The following is a 15,936-nucleotide window of genomic DNA, read 5'->3' on the forward strand; positions in this document are numbered from 1 at the left end:
AGATCATGTCTGCGAGCAATGTACCGCTAGTTAGCGGCACGATCAATAGGTGCCCGCCGGGTGTAACGCCCTGGAAATACGGAACTTTCATGCGCGAACAGGTTTAGCCGCAGGTCGTCTGCATGATTGATCGAGCCGCTGAACGTCGATACGCTGTTCATGTCACTAGCTGAGGAGTGCCCTGATGGCCTGGTTCGAACGCGAGTTCATCGCCGTCCCGGAGACCGGCAAACACCAACTCGTCTACAAGTGGCCGGATGTGAACATCCGGCGGTACTCCCGCGCCATCGTCAACGCCGACCAGACCGCACTGTTCGTGAAGGCCGGGCAGGTGCTCGGCGTGCTGGGCCCCGGCCGGCACCGGATCGACGCGGACGAACTCCCGGTACTCGGCGCCTTGGTGGACACACTGTCCGGGGGCAACTTCTACCGGGCCGAACTCTATTTCGTCTCCACCCGAGAGTTCGCCGGGATCAAATTCGGTGGCCGGCTGGCCGATATCGCCGACCCGGTCAGCGAGCAGATCGTCACGCTGCGGGTCTTCGGCGAGTTCGCGCTGACGGTCCGCGAGGCGCGGCAGTTGATCGTCTCGCTGGCCGGGAGCACCGATCTGCACGATCCGGCCCGGATCGAATCGTGGAGCGCCGATCTCCTGCTCAAGGCCATGAAGATCGCGGTGACCCGGGGCATTTCGCACGGCGACTGGCCGATCCTCGGCCTGTCCGGGCACCTGCCCGCGATCGAGCACGCGGTACTGCACGAAACCAACACCGCGCTCTACGAATACGGCCTGCGCATCCCCCGGCTGGGAAATTTCGACATCACGCTGGCACCCGAGGACGCCGACCGCCTCAAACGACTGGCCAAGGATGTCACCTACATCCGGCTGGCCGGCGATTTCCGGCAGTACGCCGCCGGTGAGATGGCTCTGGGCGCGGGCCAGGGCCTGGCCACCGGACACGGCCACGACGGCGGTTTCCTCGGTGCCGCGCTCGGCATCAACGCGCTGCAGCAGTCGAATCCCCCGGCCCCGGGACAGCCTTCGGCCGCACCCGCCTCACCATGGCACCAGCACCGGGCAGGTTCGGCACAGCCCACCCCGCAGGCAGAGCTGCCCGCCGGGACCGGGGCGGGCGAGTTACCCGCCGGAACGGGGGGTGGCACGCCACCGTCCAAAGACCCCACCGGACCGGTATGCACCGGTTGCGCCGCGCCGAACCCGGTAGGTGCGAACTTCTGCGTCAACTGCGGTACGCGCTTCGAACCCGCGGCCCCGTCCTCCTGCCGTGATTGCGGAGCACAACTCCCGGCGAGCGCAAAATTCTGCGCGTCCTGCGGGACCCCCACACACCCACACTGAGCCGCCACCGCCGGCCGTACACGCCCGCCGTTGCCGCCAAGTACCGAGGGACACCCCAGAGTTTCGACGCCGCTGGACCCGACCCAACACGCCCGGACGCCGAGCTCAGCGGGCCCCGGAGATCTACGCAACCCCGGAACCGAACGCACCACCGCAGCGCCGAGCCTTACGAGAACCTCGGAAGTTCACACAACCCCGAAATAGAACACGACCACGGCAACGCCGAGTCTCACGAAGCCCCCGGGGTCCGCACAACCCGAAACCGAACGCAACCACGGCGGCCCCGAGCCTCACGAGTACCTCTGAGGTCCACATAACCCCCGAAACACGAAACGACCACGGCGACGCCGAGTCTCACGAAGCCCCCAGGGGTCCACATAACCCCGGAACCCAACGCCACCACGGCGGTGCCGAGTCTTACGAGGCCCTTGGAGGTTTTGGCCCGTCCCTGCTGTCAGTGCTCGATGCGATGCGGCGCAGCCGCGAGTGTCGAGTGCTGACAGCAGGGACCAAGGGGGGCCAAAACCCGCGCCGCCGCAGGCGGCGCAAATCTACACAGCCACGAGGCCCGATTCCGAGGTTCCCGCGAGGCTGCGGACCTGGCGGGCCGCGACCGAGAGTGTCGCCAGGTCGTGGCGGGCCACACCGAAGATTTCGGTGAGTGCGGCGCGGGCGCGGGCGAGGCGCGAGCGGTTGGTCTGCTCCCAGTAGTCCAGTTTCTCCGATACCGGGTCCTCGGGGTCGGTGGCCGTGGCGATATCGAGGGTCAGCAGGCGCAGCGATTCGTACAGGTCGTCGCGTAAGGCCAGCCGGGCCAGGCCCGCCCACCGCTGGTCGTAGTCGAGATCGTTGACCGCGCTGATCAGCCGGGTGATCTCCAGGTGGGCGTTGAGCGCGAAATACAGTTCGGCGATCTCGTGCGCGTCCCGTTCGGCGATATCGGCGATATCCAGCACATCCAGCAGCGGATACAGATGGATCAGGTGATAGACCTCGGTGGCCAGATCGGCGGGCGCCCCGCGTTCGGCCTCGGCGGCGGCGTGCGCCGCGACGTGTTCGGCCAGGGGGGTGGGCAGCCAACCGGGGACCTGGCTCGCCAGCGCGCGGACACCGTCGCGGTAGCGGGCGATATCGGCGCCGATGGCGATCGGCTGTGGCCGGTTCAGCAACAGCCAGCGGGCGGATCGTTCCAGGATGCGGTGGGTTTCCAGTTCGAGCCGGTCGCGGACCGCTGTCGGCATGGGGGTCGTGCGGATCCGCGACCACAGCTCCCGTAGCCGGAAGATGTCCACCGCGGCGGTGAAGGCACGCACGGCGTCTTCGGTAGTGGCACCGATCTCTTCGGCCAGCCGGAAGGCGAAGCTCGCGCTCGCGTAGTCGACCATCTCGTTGACCACCACGGTCGCGACGATCTCGCGGCGCAGCGGATGGCCGGCGATGGCACCGGCGAAACGCTCACGGAGCGGGGTCGGGAAATACTGCGGCAGGACCGCGGTGAAGGTGGGGTTGTCGGGCAGTTCACCGGCCAGCAGGTCGGCTTTCAGTGCCAGCTTCACATGAGCGATGACCGTCGCGAGCTCGGGTGAGGTGAGGCCGGCTCCGGCGGCGATACGCCGCTCCATCTCCGCGTCCGACGGCAGCGCCTCCAGGTGACGGTCCACGCCGCGGTGGGTTTCCAGTTCGGTGAGCAATCGCCGGTGCACGGCTCCGCGCCGGGCGGCGATCGAACGGGAGAGCCCGATCCGGAAATTCTGCGAGATATTGTCCCGCAGCACCAATTCGGCGACTTCGTCGGTCATTTCCGCGAGCAACGGATTGCGGTCGGCGATATCCAGCTCGCCCGCGGAGACCGCGGCGTCGAGCAGGATCTTGATGTTCACCTCGTGATCGGAGCAATCCACGCCGGCGGAATTGTCCAGCGCGTCGGTGTTCATCTTCCCGCCGTTGCGGCAGAACTCGATCCGGCCGAGTGGGGTGGCGCCGAGATTTCCGCCCTCGCCGATCACTTTCACCCGCAGCCGGTCGGCGTCCACGCGTACCGCGTCGTTGGATTTATCGCCCACGTCGGAATTGGTTTCGGTACTCGCCTTGATATAGGTGCCGATACCGCCGTTCCACAGCAGGTCCACGGGTGCCTCGAGAATCGCGCGGATCATCTCCGGCGGGGAGAGGCGGGTGGTGCCCTGCGGAAGTTTCAGCGCGGCCCGGACCTGCGGTGTCACCGGTACGGCCTTGGCGGTGCGGTCGTAGACGCCGCCACCCGCACTGATCAACGACCGATCGTAATCAGCCCAACTCGACCGCGCCAACCCGAACAACCGCGCCCGCTCCGCAAACGACGACCCCGCATCCGGATCCGGATCCAAAAAAATATGACGATGATCGAACGCCGCCACCAACCGAATATGCTCCGACAACAACATCCCGTTACCGAACACATCCCCACTCATATCCCCCACACCCACCACCGTGAAATCCTGCGACTGCGTATCCACCCCCAACTCCGCGAAATGCCGCTTCACACTCTCCCACGCCCCCCGCGCCGTAATCCCCATCGCCTTGTGGTCATACCCCGCCGAACCACCCGACGCAAACGCATCCCCCAACCAGAACCCATACCGCCCCGCCACATCATTGGCGATATCGGAAAACGTCGCCGTCCCCTTATCCGCCGCCACCACCAGATACGTATCATCACCATCCCGGCGCACCACCCGCTCCGGCGGCAATACCGCACCGGTGCCGTGTTCGACATTGTCGGTGAGGTCGAGCAGGCCGGAGATGAAGGTCCGGTAGCAGGCCACGCCCTCGGTGAACAGCGCCTGCCGGTCGGCGGCGGCGTCACCGGTCGCGGCCGGCGGACGTTTCACCACGAAACCACCCTTCGCACCCACCGGCACGATCACCGCATTCTTCACCGCCTGCGCCTTCACCAAACCCAGAATCTCGGTCCGGAAATCCTCCAACCGATCCGACCAGCGCAAACCACCCCGCGCCACCGCACCGAACCGCAGATGCACACCCTCCACCCGCGGCGAATACACGAAAATCTCGTACTTCGGCCGCGGCTGCGGCAATTCGGCGATCGCCTGGGGGTCGAATTTGAGCGAGAGGTGGGCGGGCGGCTCGCCCTCGGCATCACGACGGAAGTAGTTGGTGCGCAGGGTCGCCGTCACCACTCCCAGCACGGCCCGCAGGACGCGGTCGGTGTCCAGGCTGACCACGGCCTCGATCTCGGTTTCCAGCCATTCCGCGATGACGGTCGCGGGTTCGCCGCTGCCGTCGGGGTCGAAGTAGGCCTCGAAGAGCCGGACGAACCCGCGCGACATCTCCGGGTTGGCCAGCAACACCCGGGTGATTCCGGCCGCGCCGTAGGAGAAACCGGCCTGCTTCAAGTACTTGGCGTAGGCCCGCAGTACGACGACCTGCCGCCAGTGCAGACCCGCCCGCAGGATCAGTTCGTTGAGCGGATCGGTCTCCGCCGCACCGAACCACATGGCTTCGAACGCGGCGGTGAATCGTTGCGCGATACCGTGTCTCGCGGGCCCGTCCGGGCGATCGAGATCGGCCTCGAGTTCGGGGTCCAATTGGGTGCGTAAGACGGCCGAGACCACCCGTAACCGGAAGTCGTAGATCCAGTCCGAGCCGTCGCCGGTGGATTCGAGCTGGTAAGGCCGTTCGTCGACAACTTCCACGCCGAGGCTGTGCAGCACGGGCAGGACGCGGCTCAGCGAGACACCTTCACCGGCGGCGTAGAGCGTGAACCGCCACTCCCCCGGCGGAGCTTCCGCCGTCCGGTACAGCGCGGTCCGGAAACGCGCTGCCCCCAATTCGCTCGGATCAATCCGGAATCGCATCGGCGTAACTGTTTCCTGCATTGTCGTCACCGTGATCCGCGCCTTTCCGCTTCGGTTTCGATCTCGATACCAGGCACTCTACGCGTTTAATGTGCCGTTGTATAGCGGTACGTTACATGTGTGTAACCGATCACGGCAGTCACCGACCGGGATAAATCACCACGGCCGCACCGTACCGGCGAATACGCCGCAAACCATCGGATACCGGTCAGGACCCCAGCAGCCCCGACCGTGCCAGAAAGGTGCGGGCCCCGGCCTCGTTCGCGAATGCACCGGTATCCACGCGCAACCCGGAGGTCGTATCGGCGAACCAGACCGCCGAGGAGGCACTCACCGCGGCGAAGACTTCACCGTCGGCCAGCACCGCGCTGCCCGCCGTCCGCCATTGCGCGATCGCCTGTGCCAGCGGGCCCGGTGACGCACTCTGCACCTGGAAAACCAAGGTGCGCCCGCCCGTGATGCCACCTGCCAGCAACGCACTGTCAGCGGTCAGTGAACAACTCTGCACGCCTTCGGTTTCGGAATGGGGCAGACAATCGGCCGCGCGCAGCGACTCCGGCAGCAGACCGAGCACATCGGCCGAGGCAGCCGGGCCGGTGAAACCGGGCGGGGCGGAAAGCGGTGGAGCCGTGAGAGCGCAGGACTTGACCATCAGAAAGGCCAGCACGAGCAGAACCGCCACGGCGATACCGCCCGCGGCCCGCCACTGCCATTTCGGATGATGCGCCCGGACCACCGCCTCCGCCTCGCCGACAAGGTGCTTGCGAAGAAAGCCGAGCGCGCCGTGGTGCCGATGGTGCGCCGGCGAACCGTCGTGATCCCGCGGACCGTGCGCGCCTTCGCCGGACGCCCCCGTCCGCGAATGTCCGTGGTGATGCCCGCCTGCGTTGCCGTGGACGTGCGATCCGGATAATCCGGCCCGGGTCTCCAGCGCACCGGCCCAGCCGCTCATCTCGGCGAAATGGGCACCGAGCCCGCCCGGCTGCCGCGTCGCCCCGTCACCTGCTCCGCCGGCCGGACCCAGGGCCGGCCCCGAGGCCGTAATCGCCTGCGGCGCCGAGCCTTCCGGCAGCGGACCACCGCAATTGGGGCATGCGGAGACCTGCGGCGCGGCCACGTGTCCGCAATACTGACAGCGCGTCATCGTCGCATCTCGGCACTCATCGCGACCTCACTGCCCGGTGATGACGATCGAGGAGATGGCCACCGCGTTCGCCGAACTCGAACCGGCGGATTTGAGCACGGTCAATACGATCTCCGAAGCCTTGACCGGCGGCTCGATCCGGGTCACCACCAGAGAACGCTGGTCCAGTGTCTCCTGCGTGTAGGTCGTCTTGTCCTCGTCGTCGAACTGATACGACACCCGGCTCACCGTACGGAATTTCGTCCACTGGTCGGTGCCGTCGGTGCCGACATGATCCCAGCCGGGAACGATGGCGATGGAGTCGATTTCGTATTCCTTACCCAAGTCGATCCGCAGCACCTGGCCGTCGAGTTTGTAGGCCCGCGGACAGGACCACGCCTTGTCCGGTTCCCCGGAGAAGGCATCCATACCGTCGGTACCGCCCGAGGGACAGCTCGATTCGGCGGCTTTCACCTCCAGCGTGCCGCTGCTGGGCTGCTCAGCGGGTGGTGGCGCCGGCTGTGCCGGTGCCTGGGTGACGGCCAGCGCCTGGTTGTTCGTCTCCTCGTTACCGCCGGTCACCACCAGCAGCACCACGATGAGCAGCGCCACCACTGCCGCGACGGCGAGTGCCACCCGCGGTTTGCGAAGCTGATCGGCGACCTCGCGGGCCATCTCCTGCGGTGTCTGCCGCGGCGCCCGGGCGGGTTCGGGGGTGGCCGGGCGTTCCGGCTCCGGTTCCTCGGTCGCGTTCAGCCTGCTCGCGGCCCGCTCGGCATTCTCGGCAGCGAACGACGAGGCCGGCCCGGGGTCCATGGGCTGGCCGCTGAGCAGGGCGTTGATCCGCTCGCTGGCCGAAACGCCCGCGGTCGAGCGGCGGGGCCGTACCGGGGCGGGCGCGGAATCCGGCTCCGCGGCCACGGGGTCCGCGCCGGCAGGTTCTGCTGAACTGCCGAGCACCGATGGGGTCGGATCCTCCGGCGCGGGCGCAGGTGGCTGTTCACCGAAAGCGTCGACCCCGACCGAGAGATCGCCGGCTTCCGCGGTACCCGACGGTTCCGGCGGGGGTTCGCGCAGACCGAATGCCGGATCCGCCAGCAGGGCATCCAGAATCGCGCCTCGATGGCGGAGAAATACGTCTCCGGAATCCGCATCGGGCATAGCCGAAATGGTATCGGCTCAGCGCACCTCGAAAGCCACTCCATCCCCAGCAGTGGGAATGACGCGGCGGGAGATCAGGCCGGCTTTTCGGCGGTGACGAAATACTCCGGCGGGACATCGAAAACACGCGCCAGGGCGATGATCAGATCGAGCCGCGGTATGGCATCGCCGTGGATGAGCCGGTACAGCCCGGACTGCGAGACCGGCACATCCGGGTACGCGAGCTCCAAATGTTGTGCGAGCGAATACAGTGTCAGCCCGCGTGTCGAACCGTCTTCGGTGGAAACCACCGATTCGGCGATCAGTTCCGAAAGCCGGCTGGAGAAAATCGCCGCCGCGGCTTGCCGGGGAGTCTGTTCCTGCGCTCCTTCCGAATTGTCGAACCTACCACTGTCCGATCCGGTCTCCGCTACCACGGTCATCGAGATTACCTGTTCTGCCCTTGTCAACGGGTGGGATATCCATGGGGCCGGGTCACCGGAACCGTACGTTCGGAATTACGCACCGGTACCGCGCCCGCCGGTGGCCGGTCGTGCTGCTCGAGATAGCGGGTTTCGCCCCGGGGTTCGACGAGCGTCACCCGGACCGTACGCATCGGAATACGCACATCCAGCTGGGATTCCCCGACCTGCTCGATGGCGAGATCGACCGAGCCGCGCCGCGGGCTCCCCGGATCGCTGATGGACACCGTGGTCGGCGCCGCCGACGCCTGTGGCGGCAACTGATCGAACACCGCGATCGTGGCGTCCGACCCGAGTTCGGTGTCGTCGGTACCCGCGAGCCGCAGCGACCGGGTATCGCCCACGGCGCTGACCAGATGCTCCCAGCGCTGCGGCCGGCTGGTGTGCACCTCGATATCCGCGCCGACGACGGTCGCGCGCAGTACCAATTGCTGCGCCACCGGCAGCATCGCCTGCACATCGACGGTCCGGCGGCGCGGGTTGTACCGGGCCGGATCGAACAACGGCAGGGCCAGCTGATGCCGCGGCTGCCCGCTGATGGCCCCCAGGATCTGGCCATTGGGGCCGATCGCCACCGACAGACCCGCGGCCACTTCGGCGGGCGCCTCCTCGACGACGCGCTCGTCCCGGGTGAGCGCACGCAAGGAGCTACCGGTCGGCAGCGTCGCGCGCAGCGCCAGCGCCTGCCGGCCCGGAAGCCGGCGCAGATAGTCGGGTAGCGCCTCGGTCATGGCGGGTCCGATGTAGCGCACCACGGCCCGTGGACCCTCGTCCCCGGAAAGGCTCACCACCAGCGTGGTCCGCCCGCTGTTCCACGTCCAGCAATCGTCGAGACCCGATTCGTCGAGTTGCGACCAATCGATGCCGAAACTGGTGACGAAGCGGCCGGGAACCGGCGTCCGCAGGCAATCCCACCGCTCGGTCAGCTCGGCGGGTTCGGCACCGATATGCAGCAACCGCGCGGCGTCCAGGAAAGCCGCCGCCGGCAACGGATGCGCGGCGACCCCGCGTTCGCGTAACCGGCCCGCGATCCGGTGTGCCGCCGTGGCCAGGGTTTTCGGCGCCACCACGGCACACGGTCCACGCCGCGCCAGCATTTTCAGGTTGCGTTCCTGATCCAAGCGCAGTACCAGCCAGGTCAACCGGTCACCGACCACCGGATGTGAACCGATCAGCTGGTCGTAGAGCATGCTGTAGCTCCCCGCCGCCCGAACCCGCTGGCCGGTGGTGACGATATCGATATCGACGGATATCCCGTAGTGGTCGAGCATCGGCAGCAGGCTCGCCGCGGAGACGGTGTCCTCGGTGTAGATGGTCTGCTCGGCGATCACCGTCGGCAGGTCGAGGTTCGGCGCGAGCTGGATCATGGCGATCAGCACATCCCCGTCCTCGGCGATACCGCACAGGCCCGCCGGAACCTCGATATCGCGCACCACCGGCGGTCCGGCGAGGTATGCGGCGCGCCGGGCTCGGCCCGCCCGGAAATCCAGCCAGTCGAGCAGCCAGCGGACGGGTGTCCGGCCGCGGATCCGCACGATCGCGGCCAGCAGCAATGCGGCCACGATCAATGCGGCACCCCACAGCGGCAGATATGCCGACAATCCGGCCAACACCACACTGCCTCCGATCGCCGTCACCGCGAAGGGGCCGCGTTCGACCCCGGCGACCCGGCGATCCGGTGTCCGCACCGCCCGTTCCGCAGTCGTCGTCACCGCTGCCTCCGCCGCGCGCTCACACCGTAGGTCGCGCCCGCGCCGATCAGCACGGCGGCGACGATCACGATCGCGGCGGTGATTCCCGGTTTTCCGTCCGGCGCGCGCGGCGGCGGTGGCAGCTCCAGCGGCGCCGCCTGGAACAGGCCCTCCGGCGGCTCGGGTGGGGTGCGGAAACTCAGGGCCGCGACCGGATCGATCAGGCCCGCGCCGACGGTGTTGTCGATACCGCGCGCCGGGGCGTGGGCGCCGGCGGTGAGACGCGCGGTGATTTCGGCGGGAGTTTCGTTCGGGTAGCGGGAGCGGACCAGCGCCGCGACACCGGCGGCATAGGCGGCGGCGTAGGACGTACCACCGACCGGGACGAGTTTGCCGGGGTTGCCGACCCCGTTGATCAGCCCCGGCGTGCCCGGCCCCAGCGATTCGATGCTGGTTCCGGGGGCGGCCACGGTAACCCACGGCCCCGTGAGCGATTGGCCGGTGACCGACCCGTACGCGGTGGTCAGACCCACCGAGAGCACCGCCTCGCTGAAGACGCCGGGAACAGAGGCCGTGCGCACATCGCGCCAGTTGCGGGGATCGCCCGGCCGCGCCGGGTCGTAACCGGGATTCTGGGTACCGCATCCCGCGGTATCGGTGTTGCCGGCACCTGCCACGAGCAGCGAGCCGCGGGTGTGCACGGCATACCCGACTGCCTCCGCGACCAGTGCCAGATCGATTCCGGAGTCGGTCGGTACGCATACGGGCAACGGCACGACGATGATCCCCGCACCGAGATTCGCGGCGTGCACCACGGCACGCGCGAGGGTCCGCAGCTCCATTTCTGTCCGCTCCCGCTGATCGCCCGATACCCGTTCGGGCCGGAACGCGGCGGACCGATAGCGGACGGAGACAATCCGTGCCTCGGGGGCGACACCGGTGAAACCGTCGGCGGGATCGGCAGCGCCGGCGATGATTCCGGCGATCAGGGTGCCGTGGGCGTCACAATCCTGCAGGCCGTCCCCGCCGGCGGCGACATAGTCGCCGCCCGGCGCCAGATTCGGTAACCGCGGATGTGGTGATACGCCGGTATCGACCACGGCCACCGTGACACCGGCTCCCCGGCTCAGCGTGCGCGCGTCGGCCAGGTTCAACGCCAGCTCCGACGGCGGCGTCCGGGAGATATCGGTATCGTCCAGCACCCCGGCGGACAGGCAGCCGCCTTCCTGTTTGGTCGGCGTCTCCGGCCCCGGCGGCCCATCCGGCGGCGCGATACCCACCACCACCTGCGGTGGTACCAGTGCGGTGGCCGGCCCGGCGCACACGCCCAGCAGGAGAACGGCCAAGGCCGAGGCCAGGGCCCTGCCCGGTCCCATCAGATTCCTCGCATGGCGGTGTAGACGCCCATGATCCAGAAGGCGATCACCGGGACGACGAGAATCAGCGCGTATTCGATCAGGTCGATGATCCTTCGGGTCACCGGAGTCAGGCGTTTACCGGGCAGCCGCAACGCGGCCGTCGTGGCGGCACAGGCGATAACCACCACCACCAGTACGACCGACAACCGCGCGAACGAACTGCCATAGGCCGCGACCAGAACCGACGCGACGCCGAGGACGGTGATCGCCGCCCCGGCGATCAGGGCTATGGCCTGTACACGGTCGGGGTACCAGCGCGAACGCATGGCGAGGATACCGGCGACGGCGGCGCCCATGACGATCTCCCGGATCCCGCCGGGGCTCACCGCCGCACAGATCACCGTGGCCACCGACAGCAGCCCGGAGATGGCCACGATCAGTCCGCGCAGGCTGGTTACGGCCAGCCGGGCCCGGCTCTCGATACCCACCTCGTGGTTGCGCCGTGACTGTTCGGCGGCGGCCGCGTCTTCGGCGTTCTGCTCCACATCGCGGTGGGTTTCGGCATCGAAGATATCGGTGAGCGTGGCCGGGTTCACCTCGTTGCCCGGGTCCGGCAGGTCCGGCGGCCGGATCCGGGCGATCAGCACCGCGATCCGCGGGGCGAGGGTGAGCAGCACCAGACCGGCGAATACGGCGCCGCCCGCGACCTGCCGGGTCACCAGGTCGAAATAGGTGAGCGGAAGTACCGTCGCGGTCACGGTGATACCGAGCACCGCGATACTCATCAGGGTCGCGATACCCGAACCGGTCAGCCGCATCATCGCCATGGCCGCCACCGCCGTGACCACCGCACCCGCCGCGATATTCGCGGGCGCGAACGGCCCCGGTTCGCCGTAGGCCGGCGGTACCAGCATGGCGCTGCCGGCGAACAGCAGCGGAATCGCGGCGAGCGCGGCACCCAGTGAAATACGGCGCGCCGCACCGCTACCCCGGATGGCGACGGCCGCCCCCCAGCACAAGGCCCCGAGCAGCAGCGCCGGGACACCGCACCACAGCAGCGAGGCCGTCTGTGTCCATGCCCAGGACAGCATGGCGGCCACGCCCACCGCGCCGATCCCGAAAACACCGAGACCCACGACGGCGGCGGTATCGGCATCGAATTCGGCGAATTCGCGTTCGTTGATGAGCGCCAGGGCATCGGTGATGTCCTCGACGACCGGCGTGAATACCTCGGCCGATTCGACCGGGGTGAGCATCAGGACCGTACCGTCGACGATGTCGTGGTCGCCGAGGCTGCGCCAGCGCGGGATCGGCGGCTCACCCGGGCGAGCCAGGCTCCACTGCCCCTGCGGCGGACTGAAATCGACCTCCGGATCACCGATGGCATCGGCGAGTACCGCCACCAGATCGTCGATGAAGGTTTCCACGGTGAACTTGGTCGGTACCACCACGTCCACCTGGTAGGTGGCGACCATGACGGCGATCCGGGCGCGAGCGACCTCGGCCGGAGCGGCGCCGCCCGTTGCGCTGGGCGGCGCCGTCTGCACAGCCGTCACCGCATGGCTCCGGTTTCGCCGGTGGGCTCGACCAGATAGCCGGGGAAATCATCGGCCAGTCCGGCCGCCAGTTCCTCGAACGCCAGAGCGGTGTCCTTGTCCAGCATCCGCAGATCGATCTCGCCGCCCTCGGCGAGATGCGGATCGAACGGGATCTGCACGGTCGGCCGCGACGCCGAGGCGAACAGCTTCTCGATGGCCTCGATATCGACGGTGGGTTTGACCGGATGATGGCGCACGATGGCGATCACCGACGTCGCGATCAGGTGGTCGAAACCGTGTGAGCTGAGCCAGTTCAGGGTGGCCACCGCACCGGTGACCCCGCCGACGGTGGCAGGGGTGGGCACGACCACGGCGTCGCTGGTGCGCAGCACCCGCTCGGTCGACGAATCGAGAACTCCGGTACCACAGTCGACCACGAGCAGATTGTAGTGGCGGCGCAGGATCTGCACGCCGCGCTGGTATTCGTCGCCGCTGAGCGATTCCGCGGCATCGGTGTTCCACGGCGAAGCCACCACCGCGAGATCGGCGGCGTTGACGGCGGTATAGGAATGCACCGCCGAGAACGAATCCAGCCGGTCCCCCGCGGCCGCGAGATCCCGCAGCGTCAGGCCGTATTGATGCCGGGCCGTCCGGCTGGACAGATCACCGAAATCGGGGTTGGCGTCGACGGCGGCCACCCGGTCGGGCCGCAGTTTCGCGAAGGTCGAACCGAGGGCGGCGACGGTCGTGGTGCGGCCGACGCCGCCCTTCACGCTCACCACCGCGATCTGGTAAGGCGCGGTGAGCTGCCGGCGGATACGGGTCCGCCGTTGCTCGGCACGCTGTTCCGCCGGTGACAACCCCAGATTGAATCCGACCTTGTTGAGTGCCCCGCGCACCCCCTTGTTCGACCGCAGATGCGCCTGCCGGACAGCAGCGATTTCGGCGAGCAGTTCGGCCGAAGCCAGGGCGGGCGGCAGCACTTCGATCCGCCCCGAGGGTTCGTGCGCCGGCCGGTGCACCCGGTCGGGCACACGTGTCTGGTCGGCCGTGTACTGCGGTCGCGCCGCGGCGTATCCGTAACCGTTACCCGGCGCCGGAGCAGGATCCGCGGCCTGGGTGTATGCCGCGGCCGGGGCCGGCCCGGGAGTCGCGGACGACGCGCCCGCGCTCGGCGGGGGGTTCCAGCCCGCGGCGCTCTGCTCCGGGAGCGGACCGGCGGCACCCGGCGGGGGCGCCGGATTCGATGTCGCCTGCTGTCGCTGCGCTATGGCCTGGCGCTCGGCTTCGGCGGCCTGCTGATGCGCATCGGCGGCGCGGCGGCGCAATTCGGCCAGTTCACCATCGCTGACGGCAGCCGCCGGTTCGGGGGCGGGCCGGTCGGCGGGCGGCGCAACGGACGGCGACGGGGCGGAAACAGCGGGCGTCGAAGCGCCGGGCTGCGGCGCGGTGGAAGGCGGTGAGGATTCTCCCGGCGCACTCCGATCCGCCGGGCCGGCCGCGGGTTCCGGTGTGCTCACCGGCTCGGCCGCCGGAGCGGGCGCCGGTGGCGCGGCGGATGTGGTCGCCGTCGATCCATTGCCCGGAATCTCCTCGAGCTGTGCGAAGTATGCGTCGTAACCGCCTTTGGCCAGCGCGGACGAAGCGTCGCCGTTCGTTGCCGGTGCCCGGTTCATCTCACCGTCCTCTCATCCTGCGCACATCAACCGGTGCGCACGGTATCGAACCAGCTGCGGCTCGGCAGCAGTTCGACCAGAGCATTGATCCCGCTCCGCAGGGATGAATCGTCGCCGGGACGGAATGTCGACCGTAGCTGTCCGTCCAGCGCCGCGGCCGGCGTCACGATGAACCGGCCCGACAGCGTATCGACCACGCTCGTACACGCGTCCTTCTCCGGCAGGCCGGACCCGCCGTCCCGGTGTTCGATCATTATCACCTCGGCACGCCGGACGATTTCGCCCAGTGCCCGGGTGAGCACACTCGCGGTATGCGGCGCCGCGCCGAGTTCCCGCAGCGCCGTCCGGCACTCGTCCGGATCCGCCGGGATCTCCGACAGGTCCGCGGTGGCCACGGTGACGGCCTCGAACTCGAGCGCCGGATAATCGCCGAGCGCCGATTTCAGTGCCGCCGTCAGTGTGTTCAGGTGTCTACCTTCGTGAAATACCTGCTGGATGACCACCTGATCATCGCAGCGGACCGCCAGGACATGACTCTCGCCCGCGCGCACCAGCGATATGCGCAACATGGTCTGGGTATGCCCACCGCGGCCGTTGTCGATGATCCGCGCGGCCAGTTCGACATCCGGCCGTTCGAGACTGCGCAGCCAGCCGGCCACCGCGGGGTGCACGGTGTCGCCCTCGACGATCCCGGCCTCCCTGAGCTGGCCGGTGACCACTGTCCGTACCCGTTCCCGGTCCTCGATCCGGAATATATTGGGCAGGATGGCCAGGACTGCCGGGTAGGTGTCGATGCCGACCAGATCCCGCAGGACGAGGGCGGCATCGACATTCAGATCGATCGAGATCGGATCAGTGTCCAAATCCGTCTGCCCACCAACTATCTGCCGGCTGCGACCTGCCGCGCACGGCGGCCGTGGCGACCGACCTAGACGATGCCACGGAACCAGTTGGCGACGGCCTGGTCGACCGTGTCGACATCGCCGCCCTTGGTACCCACCTGGATAATCTTCTGATTGAGGCCGGCCAGGCTGGCCTGGAAGGCCTCGATGCGGCTGTCGAAGACCCGCGAAACGGTCTCGTACTCACCGGCACCGGTGCCCTCGTAGATGCTCAGGATCTCGGTCTTGCACTGCTGGATCTCGACCGCGAGGTCCTGCAGGTGGCTGACCACCGCAGTGGTCATCTGGGTGAGACCATCGATTCCGTTGTAATCGAGCCGAATAGCCATGGAATTACACCTCTCGTATATTGGCTTACCGCGTAGGCCGAAGAACGGTCAGAACGCGAGATTGACCTTGGTCATATCCCGGTTACCGACGGCCTCGGCCTGGTTGTTCGACCATTGGCTGTCGTTCACCGAACCGGCACTCACGGCGCCGTCCAGACCCTCACCGGCGGCGGAGACGAGGCCCGCTGCCTCCAATTCCGCGTTATCGGTTTTGAGGCCGGCGTTGTTCATCGCCTCCGCGATCTTGTTGAGGGTTTCGGCCAGCTTGCCGCCGGTCTCGTAGGCATTGCCGAGCGCCGCGTACACGGCATTGTGGATCTGTCCCTCGGACACCCCGCGATAATCGTTCTGGATGCCGGCCAGCTGCCTGAGGCCCTGCTCGAGCAGGCCGAGACTGGCCATCGTTTTGTTGACACCCGAGCTCATGCTCGAAATGTCAGCCTGCAATACGCCACCGTTTCCGGCCATTTCGGCGCTCCT

11 protein-coding genes and 1 pseudogene are annotated in these 15,936 nt (G+C 67.9%); 1 reads left to right on the forward strand and 11 read right to left on the reverse strand.

The window, feature by feature from the left end; genetic code table 11:
* The first annotated feature begins 184 nt into the window (after window positions 1–184).
* Window positions 185–1,360 (forward strand): SPFH domain-containing protein, encoded by a 1,176-nt coding sequence (locus ACQEVO_RS23845; RefSeq protein ID WP_432917093.1) that lies wholly within the window; start codon window positions 185–187, stop codon window positions 1,358–1,360.
* Window positions 1,361–1,911: 551 nt separating this feature from the next.
* Here the strand turns inward: ACQEVO_RS23845 and ACQEVO_RS23850 are convergent.
* From ACQEVO_RS23850 to ACQEVO_RS23900, 11 genes and pseudogenes are all read right to left on the reverse strand, one after another.
* A pseudogene (locus ACQEVO_RS23850) lies at window positions 1,912–5,163 on the reverse strand (NAD-glutamate dehydrogenase); the annotation flags it as partial.
* A gap of 262 nt (window positions 5,164–5,425) precedes the next feature.
* Window positions 5,426–6,334, reverse strand: coding sequence for a hypothetical protein (locus tag ACQEVO_RS23855; protein WP_432917096.1), 909 nt, complete (start codon window positions 6,332–6,334; stop codon window positions 5,426–5,428).
* 54 nt (window positions 6,335–6,388) lie between these two features.
* Window positions 6,389–7,501 carry a discoidin domain-containing protein gene (locus ACQEVO_RS23860; protein ID WP_432917099.1) on the reverse strand — a complete coding sequence of 371 codons (1,113 nt, stop codon included), beginning with the start codon at window positions 7,499–7,501 and terminating at the stop codon, window positions 6,389–6,391.
* 74 nt (window positions 7,502–7,575) lie between these two features.
* Window positions 7,576–7,923: a helix-turn-helix domain-containing protein gene (locus ACQEVO_RS23865; protein ID WP_432917102.1), complete on the reverse strand. Its 348-nt coding sequence runs from the start codon at window positions 7,921–7,923 to the stop codon at window positions 7,576–7,578.
* A gap of 23 nt (window positions 7,924–7,946) precedes the next feature.
* A complete protein-coding gene (gene eccE / locus ACQEVO_RS23870) occupies window positions 7,947–9,674 on the reverse strand; it encodes a type VII secretion protein EccE (protein ID WP_432917105.1) in 1,728 nt (575 codons plus the stop codon).
* Complete coding sequence (gene mycP / locus ACQEVO_RS23875) at window positions 9,671–11,029, reverse strand: type VII secretion-associated serine protease mycosin (RefSeq protein WP_432917107.1); 1,359 nt, start codon at window positions 11,027–11,029, stop codon at window positions 9,671–9,673. The genes eccE and mycP overlap by 4 nt, the downstream gene beginning before the upstream one ends.
* Entirely contained in the window at window positions 11,029–12,567 is a 1,539-nt protein-coding gene (eccD, locus tag ACQEVO_RS23880; protein WP_432917110.1) for a type VII secretion integral membrane protein EccD, read from the reverse strand. Before eccD ends, mycP begins: the two co-directional genes overlap by 1 nt.
* Window positions 12,564–14,225, reverse strand: coding sequence for an AAA family ATPase (locus ACQEVO_RS23885; protein WP_432917113.1), 1,662 nt, complete (start codon window positions 14,223–14,225; stop codon window positions 12,564–12,566). The genes eccD and ACQEVO_RS23885 overlap by 4 nt, the downstream gene beginning before the upstream one ends.
* Before the next feature lie 26 nt (window positions 14,226–14,251).
* Window positions 14,252–15,088, reverse strand: coding sequence for an ESX secretion-associated protein EspG (locus ACQEVO_RS23890; protein ID WP_432917116.1), 837 nt, complete (start codon window positions 15,086–15,088; stop codon window positions 14,252–14,254).
* A 65-nt stretch (window positions 15,089–15,153) separates the two neighbouring features.
* Window positions 15,154–15,456: a hypothetical protein gene (locus tag ACQEVO_RS23895; protein WP_432917119.1), complete on the reverse strand. Its 303-nt coding sequence runs from the start codon at window positions 15,454–15,456 to the stop codon at window positions 15,154–15,156.
* A gap of 48 nt (window positions 15,457–15,504) precedes the next feature.
* Window positions 15,505–15,882 carry a hypothetical protein gene (locus tag ACQEVO_RS23900; protein WP_432917121.1) on the reverse strand — a complete coding sequence of 126 codons (378 nt, stop codon included), beginning with the start codon at window positions 15,880–15,882 and terminating at the stop codon, window positions 15,505–15,507.
* Window positions 15,883–15,936 lie beyond the last annotated feature (54 nt).

Source organism: Nocardia sp. CA-290969 (genome assembly GCF_050936135.1).
Taxonomy (GTDB): domain Bacteria; phylum Actinomycetota; class Actinomycetes; order Mycobacteriales; family Mycobacteriaceae; genus Nocardia.